20 protein-coding genes and 1 pseudogene are annotated in these 21,974 nt (G+C 70.1%); 9 read left to right on the top strand and 12 right to left on the bottom strand.

Annotation, left to right across the window (positions count from 1 at the left end):
- Nucleotides 1-22 precede the first annotated feature (22 nt).
- From ACWCP8_RS38650 to ACWCP8_RS38625, 6 genes are all read left to right on the top strand, one after another.
- Complete coding sequence (locus tag ACWCP8_RS38650) at nt 23-484, top strand: hypothetical protein (RefSeq protein ID WP_451121122.1); 462 nt, start codon at nt 23-25, stop codon at nt 482-484.
- 417 nt (nt 485-901) lie between these two features.
- The gene (locus ACWCP8_RS38645) at nt 902-1,762 is read left to right on the top strand and encodes a bifunctional DNA primase/polymerase (protein WP_451121120.1); all 861 of its coding nucleotides are present in this window, start codon (nt 902-904) and stop codon (nt 1,760-1,762) included.
- A gap of 2 nt (nt 1,763-1,764) precedes the next feature.
- The gene (locus ACWCP8_RS38640; RefSeq protein WP_451121118.1) at nt 1,765-3,240 is read left to right on the top strand and encodes an ATP-binding protein; all 1,476 of its coding nucleotides are present in this window, start codon (nt 1,765-1,767) and stop codon (nt 3,238-3,240) included.
- 447 nt (nt 3,241-3,687) lie between these two features.
- Nucleotides 3,688-3,927 carry a helix-turn-helix domain-containing protein gene (locus ACWCP8_RS38635; protein ID WP_451121116.1) on the top strand — a complete coding sequence of 80 codons (240 nt, stop codon included), beginning with the start codon at nt 3,688-3,690 and terminating at the stop codon, nt 3,925-3,927.
- A gap of 74 nt (nt 3,928-4,001) precedes the next feature.
- Nucleotides 4,002-5,243 (top strand): tyrosine-type recombinase/integrase, encoded by a 1,242-nt coding sequence (locus ACWCP8_RS38630; RefSeq protein WP_451121114.1) that lies wholly within the window; start codon nt 4,002-4,004, stop codon nt 5,241-5,243.
- Nucleotides 5,244-5,611: 368 nt separating this feature from the next.
- Nucleotides 5,612-6,199 (top strand): hypothetical protein, encoded by a 588-nt coding sequence (locus tag ACWCP8_RS38625; protein ID WP_451121112.1) that lies wholly within the window; start codon nt 5,612-5,614, stop codon nt 6,197-6,199.
- Between the two features lie 33 nt (nt 6,200-6,232).
- Here ACWCP8_RS38625 and ACWCP8_RS38620 read toward each other — a convergent pair whose 3' ends face one another.
- From ACWCP8_RS38620 to ACWCP8_RS38600, 5 genes are all read right to left on the bottom strand, one after another.
- A complete protein-coding gene (locus tag ACWCP8_RS38620) occupies nt 6,233-7,405 on the bottom strand; it encodes a C40 family peptidase (protein WP_352262796.1) in 1,173 nt (390 codons plus the stop codon).
- 146 nt (nt 7,406-7,551) lie between these two features.
- Nucleotides 7,552-10,227, bottom strand: a complete 2,676-nt coding sequence (locus ACWCP8_RS38615; RefSeq protein ID WP_451121110.1) for an outer membrane protein assembly factor BamB family protein — start codon at nt 10,225-10,227, stop codon at nt 7,552-7,554.
- A gap of 84 nt (nt 10,228-10,311) precedes the next feature.
- On the bottom strand, nt 10,312-10,578 hold the full coding sequence (locus ACWCP8_RS38610; RefSeq protein ID WP_030915852.1) for a hypothetical protein: 267 nt from the start codon (nt 10,576-10,578) through the stop codon (nt 10,312-10,314).
- A gap of 34 nt (nt 10,579-10,612) precedes the next feature.
- A complete protein-coding gene (locus ACWCP8_RS38605) occupies nt 10,613-11,365 on the bottom strand; it encodes a TetR/AcrR family transcriptional regulator (protein WP_352262800.1) in 753 nt (250 codons plus the stop codon).
- A gap of 40 nt (nt 11,366-11,405) precedes the next feature.
- Nucleotides 11,406-12,341, bottom strand: coding sequence for an AurF N-oxygenase family protein (locus ACWCP8_RS38600; protein ID WP_352262802.1), 936 nt, complete (start codon nt 12,339-12,341; stop codon nt 11,406-11,408).
- Nucleotides 12,342-12,519: 178 nt separating this feature from the next.
- Between ACWCP8_RS38600 and ACWCP8_RS38595 the strand changes: the two genes are divergently transcribed.
- The 3 genes from ACWCP8_RS38595 to ACWCP8_RS38585 all read left to right on the top strand — a co-directional run bounded on the left by ACWCP8_RS38595 (nt 12,520) and on the right by ACWCP8_RS38585 (nt 15,606).
- Entirely contained in the window at nt 12,520-13,623 is a 1,104-nt protein-coding gene (locus ACWCP8_RS38595; protein ID WP_352262803.1) for a ferritin-like domain-containing protein, read from the top strand.
- Nucleotides 13,624-13,857: 234 nt separating this feature from the next.
- On the top strand, nt 13,858-14,742 hold the full coding sequence (locus ACWCP8_RS38590; RefSeq protein ID WP_451121107.1) for an ADP-ribosylglycohydrolase family protein: 885 nt from the start codon (nt 13,858-13,860) through the stop codon (nt 14,740-14,742).
- A 54-nt stretch (nt 14,743-14,796) separates the two neighbouring features.
- Nucleotides 14,797-15,606, top strand: coding sequence for a hypothetical protein (locus tag ACWCP8_RS38585; protein WP_451121105.1), 810 nt, complete (start codon nt 14,797-14,799; stop codon nt 15,604-15,606).
- Here ACWCP8_RS38585 and ACWCP8_RS38580 read toward each other — a convergent pair whose 3' ends face one another.
- From ACWCP8_RS38580 to ACWCP8_RS38550, 7 genes and pseudogenes are all read right to left on the bottom strand, one after another.
- Entirely contained in the window at nt 15,607-16,086 is a 480-nt protein-coding gene (locus ACWCP8_RS38580) for a DUF3291 domain-containing protein (RefSeq protein ID WP_352262807.1), read from the bottom strand.
- A gap of 89 nt (nt 16,087-16,175) precedes the next feature.
- Nucleotides 16,176-17,633, bottom strand: a complete 1,458-nt coding sequence (locus ACWCP8_RS38575) for a penicillin-binding transpeptidase domain-containing protein (protein ID WP_451121102.1) — start codon at nt 17,631-17,633, stop codon at nt 16,176-16,178.
- On the bottom strand, nt 17,630-19,009 hold the full coding sequence (locus ACWCP8_RS38570; RefSeq protein ID WP_352262809.1) for an FtsW/RodA/SpoVE family cell cycle protein: 1,380 nt from the start codon (nt 19,007-19,009) through the stop codon (nt 17,630-17,632). Before ACWCP8_RS38570 ends, ACWCP8_RS38575 begins: the two co-directional genes overlap by 4 nt.
- 36 nt (nt 19,010-19,045) lie before the next feature.
- Nucleotides 19,046-20,416, bottom strand: coding sequence for an ATP-binding protein (locus ACWCP8_RS38565; protein ID WP_451121099.1), 1,371 nt, complete (start codon nt 20,414-20,416; stop codon nt 19,046-19,048).
- Nucleotides 20,413-21,177 (bottom strand): hypothetical protein, encoded by a 765-nt coding sequence (locus tag ACWCP8_RS38560; protein ID WP_451121097.1) that lies wholly within the window; start codon nt 21,175-21,177, stop codon nt 20,413-20,415. Before ACWCP8_RS38560 ends, ACWCP8_RS38565 begins: the two co-directional genes overlap by 4 nt.
- 113 nt (nt 21,178-21,290) lie before the next feature.
- Nucleotides 21,291-21,614, bottom strand: coding sequence for a zinc ribbon domain-containing protein (locus ACWCP8_RS38555; protein ID WP_352262812.1), 324 nt, complete (start codon nt 21,612-21,614; stop codon nt 21,291-21,293).
- A pseudogene (locus ACWCP8_RS38550) lies at nt 21,611-21,974 on the bottom strand (PBS lyase); the annotation flags it as partial. The pseudogene ACWCP8_RS38550 and the gene ACWCP8_RS38555, both read right to left, overlap by 4 nt.

Genomic DNA, 21,974 nt, shown 5'->3' with positions numbered 1-21,974 from the left:
CCAGCAGAGGAAGGGATTCCGCATGTACCCCGAGAACACCGCCCACCGCCCCACCGAGCAGGCCGTCACCATCCACCAACCCACCCCCCTCGCCACCATCCCGACCGCGCCGGCCATCCCGATACAGCCCGGAGCCGTGCCGGCCGTGACGTCCATCGTCCTGCCCGACGGACGGGTCATCACCGGCTACGCCATCGAACCCGCCAAGCCCGAACCGGTCGCGGCCAAGCCGGTCGTGTCCCGCGCGGCGGTGAACATCGCCCTGGGCGGGATCGGGTTCGGTGCCGTCTGCGGCGGGCTAGTCCTGCTGACCACGTTCATTGCCGCGCTCGCGGCCCTGGTCCAGCAGCTCATCATCCTGACCGCCGTCATCTTCGGCGGCTGGATCGCCGTCCAGGTCTTCACCGCCACCGGCAAGGACCGGGGAGCGACGACGGTGAACATCCGCAAGGCCGTCATCAAACGCAACCACTTCCACGGCTGAGCTACAGAACCAACGGCGGTGGCGGAGACGGAGGCGGCGGCACCTTCGCAGGGACCGCGGACCTCGCGTCGTCCTCGCGCCTGCCCTGGCCTCGCCTGTTGAGCCACTGGAAGTACGGGGGCATGAACACCGCCAGACCTATGGGCAGCACCACAGCAGAGCCCCACGGTCTGCCCAACACAAAGTGGGACGCCAGCGCAACCGGCGCGTACACCAATGCCCCCACGCAGAGCCCCGCCAAAAAGCGCAACCACGGGCGGCTTCTCCAGCCGAGATCTGTCCCACCCTTGCGCGGTTGTCCTCCGGTCCTGCCCACCGACTCCCCCGAAGCATCGAAAAGGGGGCGGCCCCATCTCGCCAAAGACCCGGGCCGCCCTTGTCCACCTGCCACCAACAGACCTGTGGAGGTCTCCCAGCATGACGCAACTGACCGACATTCGGGGGGAGCACCTGCGTACCGCTCTCTCCCTGGCAGCCTCCGGCGTGCCGGTGCTGCCGTTACGAGCGGGGAAGGTGCCGTTCGGCAACTGCCGCCGCTGCGCCGACAACGCCTGCGGTGGCCGGCCGAACATGAAGACCCCCGGTCCCTGCACCTGCCCGCATCCGTGCCACGGTTGGGCCGCCGCCACCACCGACCCCGGCGTCATCAACGCACCTACTTGGGCGCGAGCGTGGCGCGACGCGGCAGCGGTGGCCTACCACCCCGGCGGCGCCGACCTCACCGTCGTCGACCTCGACAACCCGGCCGCCATCGCGTGGGCCCGTGCGACCCTGCCCGCCACACGGACCGTGCCGACGACCCGGGGCGAGCACTGGCTCTACCAGGGCGCCATGCAGTCCGCCAACGCCGTACGGCCCGGCGTGGACATCAAGTCCACCATGGCCTACGCCCGGTGGCTCGGTCCCGGCATCGGCACCATGACGGTGCTGCCGGATATCGTCCGCGCACTGGTCGTGAAGGAGCCCACCGCAGTCCGGCCCGCACCGCATGCCATCACCGTGCCCGCACTGGTCGGGGGTGGGGAGTGCCCTCACCGCATGCCCGCCTACCTCGACCGTGGCATCGCCATGGCAGAGCAGCGCATCACCGAGGCCCGCGACGCGGTGCACGCCACCGTCTACCGGACGTTCCTCGCCGTGCTGTCCACGCACGGTCGGTGCGGTTGCCTCACCGAGGCCCACATTGCGCGGCTGTTCATGGCCGCGCAGGCCAAGGGCGAATCGGCCCGGCACTGCACCGACGCGTGGACCAACGCCCTGACCAGGTTGGGACTGTGACCATGTCCGACGACGAGAAGAATCCCGCCCGCGAGATCATCGCCGACTACGCGCAGACGCACTTTCGGTACTTCCGTACCGCCGAGGGGACTGTGTACGCGCAGAAGAACGGGCACCCCGTGGCCCGTCCGATCCGCTCGCAGGGCACGACGGGAAGCCACCGGCAGGAACTCATGGTCGGCCTGTTCCACGACGGGCGCGGCGTGTTCAACGGGACCGCGCTCAAGGAAGCACTCGACCTGATCGAAGCGCTCGCGCTGTCCGAGGACGTGCAGCCCGTCCACATCCGCGTCGCCCCCGGATTCGACGGGGCGACATGGCTGGACCTGGGCCGCGATGACGGGCAGTCCGTCCGCATCCACCCGTCGGGCTGGGACATCCTCACCCCCGACCCGCGCGAGGTGTGCTGGCGGCGCACGCAGCTCACGGGGGAACTGCCCCTGCCGGCCAAGGACACCGACGGCAAGGGCATCGACCTCCTGCTCAGGCTGTGCAACTTCGCCAACGCCGAGACCGAATGCCTGGCCATCGCCTGGCTGATCGGCTGCCTCGGTCCGTCCGTGCCCGTCCCCGCGCCGTTCCTCACCGGGCCGCAGGGCGCGGGGAAGTCCACCGGTGGGCGGATGCTCGTGCGGATCATCGAGGGAATGAGCGGCGACCTGCGGCGGGCGCCGAAGGATGAGGAGAACCTGATCGCGGCGGTGGCGGCCGGATGGGTCACCGCCCTGGACAACCTCTCCCACATGACGCCGGACCTGTCCGACGCGATGTGCTGCATCGTCACCGGAGCCGAGAGCGTCAAGCGCGCCCTGTTCACCGACGGGGACGTGTTCCGCGTCGGCTACCGCCGGCCCCTGCTCCTGACCGGTATCGATGTGGGAGTCATCCGGCCCGACCTCGCGGAACGGCTCCTGCCTCTGCGGTTGGAGCGGCCCCGCGTCCGGCGCACCGAGGCGGAACTGTGGGCGGAGTACGGGGAGGTTCTGCCCGTCGTTCTCGGCTCGCTCCTGGACCTCACGGTTAAGGTCCGCGCGGTGGAAGCGGAGACCCCCACCGACCTGCGGATGGCGGACTTCGCCCACCTGTGCGCGCAGCTCGACGCGGCAACCGGCCTCGGGGCGCTCCCCGCTTACCGGACCAGTCTGGACGACCTGAACGACGACGTGATCGAGGGCGATCTCCTCGCGCAGACCGTCCTCAGGCATGCCGACACCATCGAGCCGGGCGCGGCGCTGCGGATGACCTCCACCGAGTGGCTGCACTGCCTCAGTCGCCTCTACAACGGCGACGACTGCCGTCCGCTGCCCAAGGGCTGGCCGACCACCGGCAAAGTTCTCTCCGACCGGCTCAAGCGCCTCCAGCCGACGCTTGCCGCCCGCGGCGTCCTCATCGACACCGGCCGCACGAGCGAAGGCCGCTACCTCGAAATGACCCGCCTGGCCACCCCGCCCCCACACGAGCAAAAGCGGATGGTCTGACCCGCGATCCGCCCACTCGACCGGACAAGCAAGAAGAGCACCAGCGGGACAGCGTGCTCCTCTTGCTGTTCGGCGGAACGCCGCCCAAAGGTCGCGCCGCGCAGCGGCTCCTTCTTCACGCTTTGAGGCGCACCGAACTGCAACAGACACACCCTCTTTTTTCCTAAGAGGGAAGACGCTGCGTCATCTGCGTCATGCAGGCCGAAAAACGGCACCTGACCTGCGACCAAAGCCATGACGCAGACGGCGGTCTCTGCGTCATCCTGCGTCATCTGCGTCATCCGATGACGCAGCCCATGACGCACCCCAAGCCACTGCGTCACACATAACCGCAGGTCAAAAGCCTAAATGACGCTGATGACGCAATGACGCAGAAATCCGCACCTCGGACACACGCGAACTCCCGGGAAGCCCCCGAACGCAACACGACTCGACGCTGAGGACCCCATGAGCCGAACCCGTTCCGCTCAACCCGACCCCCGGGCCACCCTCCGGGGCGGTCTCCCCGACCGCTACCTCACCCCCGACGACATCGCCGAGATCTTCGACGTCCCCAAAGAGACCGTCTACCACTGGCGCAAGAAGCGCATCGGACCGCCCGGCTTCCGCATCGGCAAGCACATCCGATACGACCCCGACGTCGTGCACCGCTACGTCGCCGAACGCATGACCACCGACGCTGCCTGAAACGACATCTCACCACCCAGGGAGGGTCACCCAGTGACCCTCCCTGCTCATTGCCGAGAAAGGATTGCCGCGCCATGGCAGGCCATATCCAAGACCGCTGGTACAAGACCAGCATCGTCCTCGACGGCAAGACAACCAAGGTCAAGTCCGACCGCCACGGATCCGGCCTGCGCTACCGGGCCCGTTACGTCGGCCCCGACGGAACCGAGAAATCCAAGTCCTTCCCTGACGGGCAGAAGCGCCTCGCGGAACAGCGGCTCGCGCAGATCGAGGCCGACATGACGCGCGGGCAGTACGTCGACCCGCGCGCCGGCCGAATCACTTTCCGCCAGTACGCGGAGAAGTGGCTAAAGACTCTGGGCTCTGAACCAAGCACTGTGGCGTCGATGGAGTCTCAGCTCAGGTTGCACGCCTTCCCGTACATCGGGGCGCGTCCGCTCGGGGCGTTCCAGCCGGAGCATGTTCGCGAGTGGGTGGCCACCCTCGAACAGCGCGGAATCCCTGGCCCTTACGCCCGAGCGATCTATTCCAACGTGCGAGCCGTGCTGAGTGCCGCCGTTGACGACAAGTACCTGAGCCGCAATCCGTGTTCCGTACGTTCCGTCAAGCAGCCGGTTGTTGAGCGAAAGCGGGTCGTGCCGTGGCTCGCTGAGAGGGTGTTCGCCGTACAGGCCGCGATGCCGGAGCGGTATCAGGCGATGGTCGACCTGGGGGCGGGCTGCGGCATGCGGCAGAGCGAGATCCTGGGCGTGACCGTGGACGCGCTCGACTTCGAGACCGGCACCCTGCACGTGGTGCAGCAGCTCAAGCTCAGCCGGAGCAAGCCCGTGTTCGCGCCGCCGAAGGGTGGGAGGCTCCGGGACGTGCCGCTGCCTGGCCCTGTGGCCGACGCGCTCAAGGCGCACATGAAGCAATACGCACCGGTCGAGATCACCTTGCCGTGGCGGCGCGCTGACGGCCCGAAGGTGACCAAGCGCCTGATCTTCACCGCACCGAGGGGCAACCACGTATGGCGTACGTCGCTCAACGACGGCGCATGGAAGCCCGCGCTCGTAGCGGCCGGAGTCATCCCGGAGCCTGAGACGAAGGAGGACAGCTTTGCCGCAGCGCGGGAGCACGGGATGCACGCGCTCAGGCACTTCTACGCCTCGGCTCTCCTCGACGGCGGGGAGAACATCAAGGCGGTGAGCGAGTACCTGGGCCATAGCGACCCGGCCATGACTCTGCGGGTCTACGCCCACCTGATGCCGAGTAGCCGGGAGCGCACGCGCAAGGCCATCGCTACGGCCTACAGCAGGGTTCCGATTCGGGGCTGACGGCCCACAGACGGCCCACGGGATGTCAGGAGCCCCCCATATGCGGAGAGTTCGCAGGCTGGAGGCTTGTGGCATGTACGGCTTGCTTCTCCGACCCGGAGAAGACGAACGCGTACCTCGCACAGGTCTCGGCGGCGGCAGCCGCCTGACCAGCGCTTGAGTGGTCGTCATCGGTCGCGTGTCGGTGACCGGTGGCGACCCTCGGAGGTAACCTCGGGCGGTTCCGGGATACGGTGCGCGTATCGATCCCCGCCGGCGATCGCACATGCTCCGGCGCTCCGGACCGACTCCGCCTTCCCCGGTAAGCGCCAGTGACAGCTGATCGGCCCGGCCGCGGACAAGCCGGCAACTGCCCTTACGCTGCTCCCGTGGACTCCACCGACAGAGCACCGGCTGTGGCCCGGTCACGGGCACGGCTCGCGAGCTCCATCGCCGCTTTCCTCATTCTTTCTCCCTTCGTGGCGTGGCTGTTCGCACTGGCAGGCCTGCTTCCGGCCGGCGCGTCCGTCATCTGCGCTCTGACCGGTGGATTCGCAGGGGCCTTCCTGCTGCCCGAGCTGTGCCAGGAAACCGGGCTGGTCCGCTGTTCGATGTCTCGTGTGACCGCTCGAACGCTGACCGGTGAGCGTTCCGTGGATCTCACGCGGATAAGAGATGTCCGACTGCTCACCGGCTTCAGCTACGGCGGCACTTTTCGCGCGGTCGTCGTGCGTGACAGAAACGGTGTGCGCATCGGCCTCACCACGGTCAGAAGCCAGCGGGCTCTGGTGCGCGCGTTGCAACACGCCTGCGGTGACGTGCAGGGTGGGCCGCGCGTCAGTCCGGCCGCGCGCGCTCATCTCGGTCTCGGGGTACGACGGCATCGCACGATCCACACCGTGATCATTTTTCTCTTGCTGACGACCTCCATTTCTCTCTACCTGGGGCTTGTCCTCGAACTCGCCGCATTTCGGTGAGCCGGGCTCCCTCGCAAGGCAGCGGAGCTTGCGCTACGCGTCGGTGGGGGCGGACGGCGCGCTGTACCCCGTGTCCGAGCCGTCCGACGCATCCCGGGGCAGCTCCGGTCGCTCGTACGTGCGCAGCGATGCGTTCCCCGGGTCCGGCCGCACGGCGCCGAGCAGCGGGTTCGACGCCACCGGTGAGACCTTCACCCGGGTCCCCGGCCGGGGCGCCTGCACCACCAGACCGTTGCCGATATACAGCGCCACGTGTGTGGCCTTCGGGAAGTAGATCACCAGGTCACCCGGGCGCAGCGCGTTCAGCGGCACCTTCCGCAGCTGCTGCCACTGTTCCTGCGAGGTCCGCGGAATGGGCCGGCCCGCGGTGGCCCAGGCCTGTGAGGTGAGCCCGGAGCAGTCGAACGAGCCCGGCCCTTCCGCACCCCACACATACGGCTTGCCGACCTGCCCGATCGCGTACTTCACCGCCTCGCCGCCCTCCTCGGACGGCTGCCGGGACGAGGACAGGGCGCCCGAGGCGACCAGCGCGCCCTGGGCCTTCTCCGTGGCCTGCTGCTCCAGCCGGGACATCTGGGCGATCCTCTCGGCGGAGAGAGTGGCCAGCAGCTTCTCGACGTTTCGCAGCCGTGCCCGCACCGTGTCGCGCTGCTTCTTCTGCCGCGTCGCCAGCACCCGCTGTCTGTCGCGTACCTTGCGGGATGCGGTGGCCAGGCCGTCGGCGTGTTTCGCGACGTCGGCGAGCCGCTTCACGGTCGCGGCCCGGCCGGCGGCCACTCGTTGGATCACATGACCCTGGTCCAGGGCGTGCTCGGGATCGCGGGCCAGCAGCAGCTGTGCGTACGAGGAGAAGTCGGACCGCCCCTGGTACTGCTCGCGGGCCAGCCGCCCCGCTTCGTCGTGGCTGCGGGCCAGTGCGAGCCTGGCCGCGGAGCGGGCGGAACCGAGCCGTTTCGCCTCGGTGGTCCGCTTCTTCAGCTCGGCCGCGGTCCCGTTGTACGTCTCCGTGGCCTCCTCCGCCTGCCGGTACAGCGTGCGCAGCTCGGTCAGCAGCTCGGCGATGCTCTTGGTGGAGTCGGGGCCCTTGCCGGTGGCCACCCCCGAGGGACCGGGGTCCGGTGCCACGGGGGCGGCAACGGCGGGGGAGGTAAGGAAGAGGGCGGCGAGCGCCGCAGAGCAGACGGTGCGCAGGACCGTGCCTGACACGGAATCACCTCCGATGACGGGGCGATCGTGGTACTACCCCATGAGTGTGCGCAACACATCCATACGGTCACCGGGTGCCGGGCGATGCAAGAACCCCGCGCCGTGGCGGCCGCGGGGTTCCCCCGGAAGGCGGGTGTCCTGCGGGTTCACGCCACCGGGAACGCGTAGAAGATCCGCTCGCGTTGGACCACGGCCGTCGTCCCGAACGCCAGCACCCGGTACGGAGCGGTGACCGTGGCCCCCCTCGGATCCTGCACCCCGATGTCCTGGAACTTCCACAGCCGCCGCCCGTCCGCCGCCGCGAACGCGGTGACCTGCGCCCCTCCGGCCGCCAGCAGGGTCTTGCCGGAGGGACTGACGGTGACGGCGGGCGCGGCGCCGCCGGGCGCCGCCTCCGTGGACCGCCGCCAGTGCAGCTTTCCGGTGGCCCGGTCGACTGCGCCGACTTCCTGGTTGCGGTTGGTGGTGTGCAGGAGCGTTCCGGCCGGCACCGGGGTCCCGAACACGGAGCCGGCGGTGCCGTTCAGGGTCCACTCCGGCTTGCCCCCGGGCATCTCGAACGTCTGGAGATCGTCGCCCACCGCTGCGTAGAGCAGCCCCTTGTCGTCGCCGACGGCCGCCCCGTCCGGCCCGACCTTGCCGAACGACCTGGTCCACAGCAGCTTCCCGCTCTCGCGGTCGAAGCCGCGGAAGACCGCCTTGCCCTTGGCGGCCTTGACGTCTCCCGGACTGAGCGTCGCACTCTTCTGACGTACGACGATGTCGTCCGGCCGGACGGCGATCAACCGGTAGGCGGGGGCGGCCGATTCACGTCCGGTGGGTACCGAAGTCCGCCACACCTCCTTGCGCTGCACGACGTCGTACGCGAAGAGGAACGACACGACGGCCAGGGTGTCCTTACCGGACTTCTTGCCCTTCTTCGGCTTCTTGGCCTTCACAGTGACCTTGTGGGAGCCGGTGAACCAGACGACCGGCCCGGACTGGCCGACGATGTCCGACACCGTCAGATACGGCACGTCCTTGAACCCGTCCTCGTACGCCACCCGGTGCGTGACCTGTCCGTTCCTGGATGACAGCCAGAGGAACTCGGACGGCCCGGCGACGAAGCAGAGATCCTCGCCGGCGGGCAGGGCCGCCTGCCCCTTGGCTCCGTCCGCACACTCCCAGACGCGGCGGCCGGAGCGCAGATCGATCCCGACGGCCTGCGTGTCGCCGGTCAGGACGAGCAGCCGGTCGAGCCAGAGGGCGGCGGTGAGCGGCGCCGGCTCGGCGTCGGGATGCGTGTACACCCAACGCGGCTGCGGCGGCAGCCCGGCCACGGTCGGGCGCATCGGGGCCGGGTCGGGTTTGGCGTCGTCCTGGTCCTCGGAACTGCCGGACCCGAAGGCGAGCACGGCCCCGCCCCCGACGACGAGCCCAGCGGCACCGGCGACGCCACCGACAAGCAGGGTGCGACGGTCGAGGGAGGGGACTGCGGGAGCGGGAGCGTTGGCCGGACCGGCAGGGGAAGGAGAGGGAGGGGGAGCGGTGGGGGTTGTTCTCGGGGCGGTCGATGCGGGGGCGGCCGGTGTCGTGGGAGCGGGAAGAGGCCGCGGCACGAGCGGTGCGACGGGCGGCAGGCCGGTGGGCAGCTGGGCCGGAGGCCCGCTGCGCTCACGCGGGATGGACAGCTGGGTCGTCGGCCGGTCGGGCTCCGGAGCACGAGGGCTGCCGACGCTGCCGATGCGGGTGGTCCGGCTGTCGTCGTCCCTGGTGGCGGGGGCGTCGGGCCAGGTGTCGGCGGGTCCGTCGGGGGCCGCGTCGGCAGAGTCGTGGCCGAGGGGGCCGAGCAGACTGTGGGTCGGCGAGTCGACGGGGGTGCCCGTGGCGGCGTCGGCCGGACCGTCATCCGGATCCGTCGCCAACTTTCGTACGTGTCCGGCCTGTTCCGTGATCGCCCGTGACAGCGGCTCCGGCAGCCAGCCGCCCTTGGCCAGGCCCGCCGCACCTTCCAGTGCCAGTTCCGCTGCCACCGTGCCCGCGGTCGGCCGGTCGGCCGGGTCCTTGGCCAGGCAGAGCGCGATCAGGCCGCGCAATTCTTCCGGGACCGCGTCCAGTTCCGGTTCGGTACGGGCGATCCGTTCGGCTGCCTCCGCCGCCGGTCCGTCGGCGAGCGGGGTCGTCCCGGTCGCCGCGTACGCCAGTAGCAGCCCCAGCACGAAGAGGTCGGAGGCCGGTCCGGCCTCCTTGCCCTCGACCTGTTCCGGGGTGAGATAGCCGAGCCGCACGGACAGCTGCCCGCCCGACCGGGCTTTTGCGTCGGCCGCCGCGCCCAGGGGACCGAAGGCGGTGAGCCGGGGCCCGTCCTCGGCCAGCAGCACCGTCCTGGGGGCGAGCCCTTCCAGTACGGCCCCGGTGGCGTGCACCCGGGAGAGGGTTTCGGCGATGCCCGCGCCCAGTATCCGCACGGCACGCTCGGGGAGCGGGCCCGCGAAGTCGATCGCCTCGGCGAGCGTCAGCGCCGGTACGTACGCCACGGCCGTCCACAGCTGCCCGTCCGCGGGTCCGTCTGCGTCCTCGTCCGCGTGTTCTGCCGTACGGGTGACGATCTGTGGCTGGACCCAGCCACCCGCCAGCCGGTCCGCCGTGCGTGTCTCTGCCTCGAAGCGGCGGCGGAAGGCGGGGAGCGCGGCGAGTTCGGGGCGGGCCGCGGTGATCACGACGGTGTCGTCGAGGGCCGCGTCATGCGCGAGGTACTGCACGGCGCTCGCGGTCTCGCGGAACCGCGCCACCACGGTGTACGGACCGAAGCGGCGTGGATCGTCCTGACGCAGCGCCTCCATGGCGCACCCCCTTGTGACCGTTCTCGTGACCATGGATCCGTCGATCTTAGAGGGTCCGGTGCGCGCAGCCGGGATGCGCGCGGGTCAGTTCGGTTTCGACCAGGGCCACTTGGGAGTGTGGCGTTCGCGGCCCTCCGGGGCGTATTCGTACACCCAGCCGCGCTGCACACCCAGCCGCTTGGAGTATCCGGCCGGGACCCGCCGGTATGTGTACACGGTGGCCGGTCCGCCGTCGGCATCCGGCACCGGGACCTCGTACCACTTGGGCGGATGGCCGGTCGCGCCGACGAGGACGGGCAGAACCCGCCCGTCCAGCGGGCCGCCCCTGAAGGTGGTGTTCTCGCTTCTCACGCACCCAGTCTGACCCAGGGGCGTGTTCCGGCACTCAGTCCGGTGGCAGCAGGTGCGCCGCTTCGGCGATCACCGGGACGAGCCGGGCGGCCAGCCGTCCGGCCGGGCCGTCGGCGGTCTCCAGCGGCAGCAGCTCGGCCACCACGGACGCCGTCTCCCGGTCCGTGGCCGCGGTGGCCGCGAGCAGGGTGATCAGCTGGTCGACCAGCCAGGCGCGCAGATCGTCCGCCGGGGGCTGCTTCTCCTCGTCCAGCCAGATCAGGGAGGCCGCCTCGACGGCTGCGATCCAGGTCCGCACCATCAGCCGCAGCCGGGGGCCCGGTGCTCGCGTGTCTCCGCGGCCGAGGTGGCGCAGGATCTGCTCGGCCGCCGCCCGCCGCACCTCGTCGACGATCGCCGTCGTCCGGGAGGTCTCCGCGACGCTGCCACCGCGCAGCAAGGCACTGAACCCGGCGTCGTGCTCGTCGACGAACGCGAGATAGCGGTCGAGCACCCGCGCCACCCGTTCGGTGGGCGGGCCCACCGGCGGCTCGGTGAAGCACAGCTCCAGTTCGTCGGCGGCGGACCGGAGCGCAGCCTCGTACAACTGCTGCCGCCCACCGGGGAAGTAACGGTAGACGAGAGGACGGGAGACTCCGGCGACCGCCGCGACCTCGTCGAGCGAGACCTCGTCGGGGGCCCGGTGCGCGAAGAGGGTGAGGGCCGCACCGAGGAGCTGCGTGCGGCGCTCCTCGACGCTGAGCCTTTGGTACGCGCGGTTCGGCGGGGCTGCAGCAGCAGAGGTCATACCTCGAAGCGTAAGCCGTCCCCTCGGTGGGGGAGCCGGGTCAGGCCAGCAGGCCCGAGCTCTTCCACAGCCTGCGCCCGACCCCGTTCAGCACACCGATGTCGTCGAGGAAGTCCGTCAGCCGCTTCGCGCCCGTCTGCATGACCTCCGTCCGGTGGCCGCTCGCCTTCACCTGGGCGACGGCCTCGCGGCGGTCCAGGCCGACGTTCTCGTACACCTGCGGGTTGACGAAGCAGACGGAGAAGACGCGCGCCGCCTCTCCGCAGCTCAGCCGGGTGAACTCGCGCTCCCAGCGCGGTGCGGTGACCATCTGCCGGCGCAGCTCCTCGCGGGCGTAACGGACATGCCGTGCCTCCTCGACCACATGGATCCGGGTCACGCCGCGCACCAGCGTCTGGACGCGCTCGTCCGGAAATGTCAGCCGCTGCATCCAGTCGAGGATCTCCTCGCCGAGCAGGGTCGCGGCGAACGATCCCGGCGTGGTGGACACGGTCTTCAGCACCCGCGCGAGGTTGTGATAGACGCGGGGTACCGGGTAGTTGGGCGCGCCGCTCCACCCGATCATGCGGCCGAACATCATCGAGTGCCGGCACTCGTCGGCTATCTCGGTGAGCGCGTAGCGGACATGGTTGCTGGTCACGGGCTTGTCGTAGATGTGCCGGACCAGCAGCTGCATCAGGATGATCTCGAACCAGATGCCGAGCGAGGCCAGCGACGCCGCCTCGTGCCGGGCCAGGTCCATCCGCTGCTCCTCGGACATCTTCCGCCACAGCGGGGTGTCGTAGAGGGAGACGAGCTCGGGCGGCCAGAACCACTTGCCGTCCTCGACGGTCAGGTCCCAGTCGAGTTCGGTGTCCGGATCGAAGGAGTGCTTGGCCGAGGACTCCAGGAGGCGTTCGGCGATCTGCTCGCGGTCCCGGAGCGGGCCGAGTGCGTCGCGAAGCGTCTGCACGTCGCGTTCGGTCACTGTCGTCATGGCTGAGGGCACCTCACACGTGGGTTACCGGCGGTCACTTCTTATGAGACTGCTTGTCAGCAAGACCGTCAATCCCTTGCGCACGACTTGTTGACCCGGCGTCTACCAACGTGTGAACCTGCCAACTGACGCAACCGCCACGGAACTTATCGAACCATGCGAGGCGAAGGAGCCGTCCGTGTCGACACACGACCTCTACACCACCGCCCCCCAGGAACCGCTGTGGCAGGTGCCCGCCTCCGGCGCCGCCCGCTTCAGCTGGGAGTACGACGACGGCCGCGAGCGCCTTCTCGCCCTGTACCAGAAGGGCAAGGACAAGCAGTGGGACGGCAACAAGCGCATCGACTGGAGCCTGGAGGTCGACCCCGCCGACCCGCTCGGCACCCCGGACGAGGCGCTCACGCTGTACGGCACGCCGCACTGGGCGAGGATGACCGAGAAGGACCGGGGCGAGCTGCGCAAGCACTACACCTCCTGGCAGTTCAGCCAGTTCCTCCATGGTGAGCAGGGCGCCATGGTCTGCGCGGCCAGGATCGTGGAGTCGGTCCCCGATCTGGACGCGAAGTTCTACTCCGCGACCCAGACCATGGACGAGGCCCGGCACGCGGAGATATACGGCCGGTTCCTGCACGAGAAGGTCGGGATGCTCTACCCGGTCAACGACAACCTGCAGGGTCTGCTGGGTGACACCCTGCGCGACTCGCGCTGGGACATGCCGTACCTCGGCATGCAGGTCCTCATCGAGGGGCTCGCCCTTGCAGCCTTCGGCATGATCCGCGACACCACGACCAAGCCCTTGCCCAAGCAGATCCTCGCGTACGTCATGCAGGACGAGGCCCGCCACGTCGCCTTCGGACGGATGGCGCTGCGCGACTACTACAAGCAGCTGAGCGACGCCGAACTGCGCGAACGCGAGGAGTTCGTCATCGAGGGCTGCTACCTGATGCGGGACCGGCTCAGCGGCGTCGAGGTGCTGCAGAACTTCGGCATAGGCAAGCAGGAGGCCAAGGAGCTCTCCGAGCACTCGGAGTATCTGCAGCTCTTCCGTAAGCTGCTGTTCAGCCGGATAGTGCCGTGCGTCAAGGACATAGGACTGTGGGGCGAACGGCTCCAGAAGGCCTACGTCGACATGGGCGTCTTCGAGCTCGGCGACTCCAACCTGGACCTGCTGATGGCCCAGGACGAGGAGATCGCCGAGCAGTTGGACCGCGACCGGTTCGCGTCGGAGGAACAGGCCCGGGTGGCGGAGGTCGAGGACGCGATAGCGGACGGTGCGGCGTAGGCGGTCCGCTACGAGGTTCGTCAGCGGCCGGCGCCCGGAGGCCGGCCGCGAAACCGCCCACCGGCTCCGCCACCCGTACCGACTCCTCCGGCAGTGCGGAGTGCATCGCCGCGACGCCCTCGGTGGTGACGCACGGAAGCCGTGGCACAGTTCCCCGAGATCCCGGGCCGGGCGCCGTCCGCACGCGTCGATAAGGGATGTACAGCCGCTGCCCCGGGCGCCAGGATGACCCTCATGACGCCCCCGCGCGCAGACCTGGCGGCCGCCCGCCGAAGCCTTGAAGGACTCTCACTCGGTGATGCGTTCGGGGAGCGATGGTTCCCCCTCTTCCGCGCGCCCCGGCAGGCCCGCAACGAGATCCTCGCCCGCCGCACACCCGCCGAACCGGTCTGGCACTGGACCGACGACACGGCCATGGCCCGCGCCCTGCAGCGTGTCCTCGACGAGCACGGCGAGGTGGACCAGGACCGGCTCGCCGCCTGCTTCGCCCTCACGTACGACATCGATCCGGCCCGCGGCTACGGCCACGGCATGCACATCCTGCTGCCCGAGCTGCTCACCGCACCGGCCGACTGGCGCACCCTCGCGCCCGATCTGTTCGAGGGCGGCAGCCTCGGCAACGGCGCCGCCATGCGGGTCGCACCGCTCGGCGCCCGGTTCCACGCGGACCTCGACCATGCCGCCCGGCAGGCGCAGTTGTCGGCCGAGGTCACCCACGCCCACCCGCAGGGCATCGCGGGGGCGGTGGCCGTGGCCGTCGCCGCGGCACTGCAGGTGCGGGGCGGGTTCACGTTGACGGCGGTCGCGGACCGTACGCCCGAAGGACCGGTACGGGACGGGATCCGGCGCGCCGCAGCCGTGCCGTTCACCACCGAGCCGTGGAGGGCGGCCGATCTGCTCGGCAACGGGCAGCGCATCCGGGCCGACGACACGGTCCCGTTCGCCCTGTGGACCGCGGCCCGGCATCCGGGCGATCTGGAAGCGGCCCTCTGGGCCACCGCCGAGGGCTTCGGCGACGTCGACACGACCTGCGCCATCACCGGCGGGGTCGTCGCCGCGGCCACCGGGGTCGACGGCGTGCCGGCCCAGTGGCTGCGCAGTCGTGAGCCGTTGAGTTGAGACGGCCACCCTGTGTCGAATTGGCGTTCGCATGCGTGACGTAACTTGGGTGCCATGACCATGCCGCCGCAGCCGCCGCAGGGCCCGTACGGGCCGCCCCAGCCCCCGCGCCCGCAGCACAACCCGTATGCCCAGCAGCCCCCGTACGGCTATCCGCAGCAACAACTGCCGCCGCAGGGGCCGTGGGGGCAGCCGGGGATGCCCGGCCTGCCCGGCGCTCAGCCGCCGAAGAAGAAGCGGACCGGCATGGTCATCGGGATCGCGGCCGCCGCGCTGGTGGCGGTCGGCGCCCTCGGCTACACCGCCTTCCAGCTGGTCGGAGCCGGCAAGTCGGTCGTGGGTGGCTTCCCTGAGGCCAAGTACCGGCTCACCGTGCCGAAGAAGCTGCTGGACGAGGAGTACACGCTCGCCGAGGACACGTCGTCGACCGACGGCAAGGAGGTCGAGGACGCCCCTGACCCCAGCGTCCGTGATGTGAAGGCCGTCGTCACCCAGTACACCTCCGCCGAGGGCGGCGTTCTGGTCATCTCCGGTATGTGGGGCCGGATCAGGATGCCCGAGTTCACCCGGGACAAGATCCTGGAGGGGGCCGCGGGAGAGAAGGGCATGACAGTGGTCGTACCCGCCAGGGAGTTCACGCCCGACGGATACGACATCACGGTGGCCTGTCAGGTCGTGACGTCGAAGGACGCCGGAGTGACCAGCACCATCCCCATGTGCGCCTGGGGCGACGGCAACACGGCGGCCTTCGTCGGCCTGGTCACTCCCAAGACCGCGGTCCAGGACCCGAAGAGTGTGGACCTGGAGCAGGCGGCGGCGGACACGGCCGAGGTCAGGGCCGAGTCGCGCAGGCCGATCGGCTGATCAGCCCGCGGCGGCGGCCGGGGCCGGGAAACCGGTCCGCAGGGTGAACGCCCGCTCCGTCGGACCGTGCTCACGCAGATGCCGCAGACGTTCCTCCGCGTCCTGCACCGTCGGGCGCTCACCCGCCGGCACCCACCACAGCGCGGTCATCGCCTCCGCCACCCGTTCGAACCACTCGCGGCGCCGGGCAAGGAGCTCGCGGTGCTGCCCCTGGTACATGAAGGCCGTCAGCGCGTCCGTGTCCCGCCACACCGACATGTTCACGATCAGCCAGGAATCGCCGAAGACCGGTACGTCGGTGGCGTTCCCGGTCTCGCTCCGGAGCCGCCAGATGAAGCCGGCGGCTCGGTCGGCGACCGCGTTGACCGGATCGAGAGCGTCGACGAAGTCCTTCAACTCGGGGGAGTCCAAAGGGAATCTGAGCCGGGCGATGTTCACCTGGGCGAGTTCGTGGCCGGGCTGCGGCGTGAAGGATGTCATGGCCGCACAGTAATCAGCGTGCTCCACGCCGCACGGACCGTTCCGCGCCGCGGGACGACCCCGGGTCCGCAACTGTGCGACCCCTGCCGTCAGCCCCGCAGTGCCGCCTCCATGACGGACCTGGCGATCGGAGCCGCGCTGCCGCCCCCGCTGATGTCCGCCCGCTTCGCGGCGGCGTCCTCGACGACGACCGCGACCGCGACCACCGGCTGCCCCGAGTCCGGGGACTCGGCCCAGGAGATGAACCAGGCATACGGCATGCCCGTGTTGTCGATGCCGTGCTGCGCGGTGCCGGTCTTGCCGCCCACCGTCACCCCGTAGATCGCACCGTTGGACCCGGTGCCCTGCTCCACGACGTCGACCATCATCCGCTGCAGCTGCGTCGCCGTACGCGGGCTCATCGCCTGGTGGTACGAGCGCGTGTTGTTCTGATGGACGGTGGTGCCGCCCTTGGTGGTCGTACGGTCGACCAGATACGGGTACTTGAGCTCGCCGCCGTTCGCCACGGCCGACGCCACCATCGCCATCTGCAGGGGGGTCGCCGTCGTGTCGTACTGCCCGATCGAGGACAGGGCCAGCTGGTCGTCGCTCATATCGGTGTCGAAGTTGCTCTTCGCCACCCCGGACGGGATCTTCAGCCCAGTGTCGTTGAAGCCGAACTTCCGTACCGCCTCCACCATCCCGTCCAGCCCCACCTGCACCCCCAGATGGGCCATCACGGTGTTGCACGACACCCGGATCGCCTCGGCGAGCGACGCCTCCTCACAGCCGCGTGCCTCGTTGGGGAGCGTGGTGCTGGTCCCGGGCAGCACATAGGGGGACGGGGTGTCGGTGGAGGCGTCGGGGTCCGTGACCACGTCCGCGTCGAGCGCGGCCGCAGCCGTCACGATCTTGAAGGTGGAACCCGGCGGATAGGTCTGCCGGATCGCCCGGTTCAGCATCGGCTGGCTCTTCGCCGCGTTGAGCTGCCGCCAGGCGTCGGTGACCGACGAACCCGTGCCGGAGAGCCGCCCCGGATCGTACGAGGGGGTCGAGACCAGCGCCAGGATCTTGCCGGTCGACGGCTCGAGGGCGGCGACCGCGCCCCGTCGGCTGCCCAGCCCGTCGTACGCGGCGCGCTGCATCGAGTCCTTGATGGTGGTGACGACGTTGCCGGCGGGCTGCTGGCTGCGAGTGATCTCGTTCCACAGGGGGACCGGGGCGAGCATCGGGTCGGTGCCGGAGAGGATGCCGTCCTCGGCGTTCTCCAGCAGCGTCGTGCCGTACGTCTGAGAGGCGTAGCCGGTCACCGGCGCGTACAACGGGCCGTTGGTGTACGTGCGCTCGTAGCTGAGCTGCTCGCCGGTGTTCCGGGAACCGGTGACGGACTTCTTGCCGACCATGATGTCGCCGCGCGGCTGGTCGTAACGGACGATCGTCCGGCGGCGGTTGGCGGGGTTGTCGTTGAGTTCGGCGGCCTGGAAGACCTGGATGCGGGCGGTGTTCAGCAGGAGAGCCATGAGCAGCAGCAGACAGAACGCGGCGGCCCGCCGGATGTAGCGGATCACGACTGGTCCTCCGCGATCGGTGCGATGACCCCGGTCTCCACCTGGTCGGGGTGGGGTCTGCGGGCGACGTCGCTGACGCGGATGAGCAGCGCCACGATGATCCAGTTGGTGACGACGGACGAACCGCCCTGGGCGAGGAACGGCATCGCCATGCCCGTCAGCGGGATGAGCCCCATCACGCCTCCCGCGATCACGAACACCTGAAGGGCCAGGATCGAGGCGAGCCCGATCGACAGCAGCCGTCCGAAGGGGTCGCGCAGGGCGAGGCCGGCCCGGTAGCCGCGGGCGACCAGCAGCGCGTACAGCAGGAAGACCGCGGTCAGCCCGGACAGCCCGAGCTCCTCGCCCGCTGTGGCCAGGATGAAGTCGGACTTGGCGGCGAAGCCGATGAGGATGGAGTGGCCGAGACCGAGCCCGGCGCCGAGCATCCCGCCCGCGGCGAACGCGAACAGCGACTGGGCGAGCTGGCTGGGGCCGCGGCCGGCGGCGATGGTGGCGAACGGATCGAGCCAGTCCTCCACCCGGCTGTGCACATGTGGTTCGAAGGAGCCGACGACGAAGGCGCCGACGGAGGCGAGCAGCAGTCCCACCGCGATCCAGCCGGTCCGGCCGGTCGCCACGTACAGCATGATCACGAAGAGGCCGAAGAAGAGGAGCGAGGTACCCAGATCGCGTTCGAGGACCAGCACGCAGACGCTGAGCAGCCAGATCGCCACGATCGGGCCGAGCACACGGCCGGTGGGGAGCTGCAGCCGCCAGATCTTGCGGCCGGTGTAGGCGAGGGCATTGCGGTTCGCGGCGAGATACGCCGCGAAGAAGACGGCGAGCAGAATCTTGGCGAACTCGCCGGGCTGGAAGGAGAATCCGCCGACCCGGATCCAGATCTTGGCGCCGTTCACGGCGGGGAAGAAGATCGGCACGATCATCAGGACGAGGGCGGCGGCGACGGAGAGGTACGCGTACCGCTGGAGCACCCGGTGGTCGCGGAGGAAGACGACGACCACGGTGAAGAGCGCGACACCGAGCGTCGACCAGATCAGCTGGGTGGGTGCGGCCTGGTCCTTGGGTGTCTCCAGATCGAGCCGGTAGATCAGCACCAGGCCGAGACCGTTGAGCAGGACGGCGATGGGCAGCAGCAGCGGATCGGCGAACGGGGCACGGAAGCGGACGGCGAGATGGGCGAGGAGGGCGAGCAGTCCCAGGCCGGCGCCGTAACCGGCGACATCGGGCGGGACCGCGTCGTTGCGCGCGAGACCGACGGCGGCGTAGCCGTAGACGGAGATGAGGACAGCCCCGATGAGGAGCGAGAGCTCGACCCCGCGCCGCTTGGGCAGGCGTAGCTCGGGCGGGGGTGCGTCCGGCCTCGTTGCGGTCATGTCCCGCAACGTAGCAAGAGGTGGACCTTATTTCCCTTATGTCGCTTCGGCCTGGCCGTCGCTGGTGGGCCCGTCGGCGCCGGACCGGCTGCCGTCGTCGCCGTCCTGGCCGGCCGGTTCGTCTTCGTCGAACTGCACGTACTCCGGGAGCGTCAGCCGCGCCTCCGCTCCGCCGTCCTCCGCATTGGCGAGGACGAGTTCTGCGCCGATGACGGCCGACTGTCCGGCGGCGATGGTCAGTCCGAGTCCGTGGCCCTTGCCGCCGCCCTCGGTTCGGAACCGCTGCGGACCACCGGTCAGCAGATAGTCCGGGAAGCCCGGGCCGTGATCGCGTACGGTCACCACCGGCCCGTCGACCGTCAGGACCACCGGCGGGCGGCCGTGCTTGTGCGCGTTGGAGATCAGATTGCCGAGGACCCGTTCGAGCCGCCGCTTGTCCGTCTCGACCTGCACGTTCCGCACCCCGCTGCCGGCTTCCGCTCCCACGACGCGGATCTCGGTCTCCGTCCCCGACGCGCGCACCACCCGTTCGGCGAGCGGCGCCAGTTCGTGCACGGCGAGATCGACCTCCTCGGTACGGGCGTCCAGCCGGGAGATCTCCAGCAGATCCTCCGTCAGCGCCCGCATGGTGCGGACCCGGTCCTGCACCAGCTCGGCCGGCCGGCCGGACGGCAGCAGCTCGGCGGCGGCCGAGAGACCGGTCAGCGGGGTGCGCAGCTCGTGCGCCACATCGGCGGTGAAGCGCTGTTCGGCCAGCAGTTTGCGCTGGAGCGTGGACGCCATCGTGTCCAGTGCATTGGCGACGATCGCCACCTCGTCCTGCGGGCGCGCAGGGTCCGCCGTACAGGGGTCGTCGACGCGGGCGTCGAGATCGCCCGCACTGATCCGGCGGGCCACCCGGGCGGTCTGGTGCAGCCGCCGGGTGACCCTGGTGACGGCGAATGCGCCGATCAGCAGCGTCACGGCGATCGCCAGCAGCGAGGAGCCGACGATCGCCCGGTCGAGGCCGTCGATGGTGTGGGCACTCATGCTGTAGTCGATCTCGGTGGCGAGCGCGCGGCCGTCGGCCGGGCCGGCGGCCCACATGGCCGCCCGGCCGTGGGCGTCGGCGACGACGGTGCCCCGACGCCCGCTCACGGCCAGGTCGCGCAGGGACGCGGGCAGGCCGGCCGGGTCGATACCGGAATCCGGCGGGAGTGCCTCGCCCGCCTCGTACGCCCTGGTCGCAGCGGCCAGCCGGGCGAGCGCCTTGTCGCGGGCCTCGCTGACGGTCTCCCGGGTCACCGCGGTGTGCACCAGTACGCCGAGCAGTGCGGCGAGGGCGCAGCACATCACGGTGATGAACACCGCGGCCTTCCAGGTGAGCGTCGCGGTCCAGGCGGGCGCGCGCAGTCTCCACCGCCTCATCGCCGCCCCTCGGAGACGGCGGGCGACGGCGACGTCACGGTCGGCGAAGGACTGGGCTCAGCGCTCGGTCGGCCGCTGGGTTCCGCCTCCGGGGGCTTCCGCAGGATCTCGTCCTGCGTCGGCAGCATCGCGTGCTGCCGGTCGTCCCAGGACCAGACCGTCCGGTACTCGTACCCGGTGATCGCCGAGGGCACCCGCATGATCACATCCCGGCCGGCCAGCTCAACGCTGATCACGGCGTCCGAGACGGCCATGATCCGGGTCAGCGCGCCCGCGTGCGCCATGTAGACCCGGACGGACAGCCGCCCGTCGCTCCGCCGTACGCCGAGCACCATGTCGTCCCTGCCCGCGCCCGTCAGATCGCGGTAGTACGGCTGCAGAACCGGGCAGGCGGCGGGCGCGGTGCGGCACACGGTGATCCTCCGGACCGTGTCGGCGGGGAGTTCGTCCGAACCGCTGGACCGGCTGGTGGTGGCCTTCAGATCGGCCTGCACCACGGCGATCGGGTCCAGTGCGCGCACATCGTCGTGCGGGACCGTGATTCCGGGGATGGGCGCGGTCGCGCCCTCGCCGTAGTCGTACGGAGCGGCGGAGGCGGGCGGCAGCTGGGGCCAGAGCCGGGCGGGCCCGATGGCGGTCGGGGCCGGGCCGGCGCTCTGCAGCCGTCCGCCGTCGGTGCCGCAGCCGGCCAGCAGCGCGGCGCCGACGGCGGCCACGAGGGCCGCCGTCGCGCGGCGCGTCGCCCGGCGGTGCGGGCGCATCGCTCCCTCCCTTCCCGGTCGTCCGGTCCATGAGTCCGCAGACCCGTGATCCATCGACCTTATTCGGAAGGAAGTCCTTTATGTCTCTCTGCTGCCGGTGAAGGGGCAGTCGTTCAGTGCTGGTAGGGGTTCTGCCCGTCCTGCGCATACCCCGGCTGCTGCTGCTGCTGTGCCTGCCCGAACGGGTTGCCGTCCTGCGCCGCCACGTGCTGCGCCAGCAACTGCTCGGCCTGCTCCTTCGGGATCTTCTGCTCTCCGCCGCAGAACGTGCACTGCGTCGCGTACTTGGTCGAGAACGGGAACAGCGGCACGAAGAACAGCGTGAATTTCGTGACCCGCTTGCGCAGCGTGTGCGCGGCCGGGTTGCCGCACCAGCCGCAGACGAGCGTCAGAACGGCCAGTTGATAGAGATAGCCTCGCGTACCAAAGATGATCACGTTGTGGGCCCTTTCCCCGTGTTCCCCGGAAGTGCTTGCCGGCAGAGCACCAGCAGCTTTTCGTCCTCGTATGTGTCGTGGCTGCCGTACCCGCCGTCCATCGCGTTGTGACGGCGCACGGAAGCGAGTTCGGCACGCAGCACGTGTGCCGCATCCGACCCTGCACCAGCAGCACCCATCCGCGCCAGGCATTCGGCCACCCGGACCCTGACATGACGATTCTTCTCCCAGGCAGCCAGCATGACCGGCACGGACTCCTCGGCCCGGCCGGACACCTCCCACAACGCGATCGCTGCATCCACCCGCAGCCACAGCTCGTCGTGCGACAGCAGAGCCCGCAGCCGTGGCGCTGCCGCTTCC

The organism is Streptomyces sp. NPDC002206, from assembly GCF_053593595.1.
Note: the sequence above shows the minus strand (reverse complement) of the source record. Positions and strands in the feature narration are given on the sequence as shown.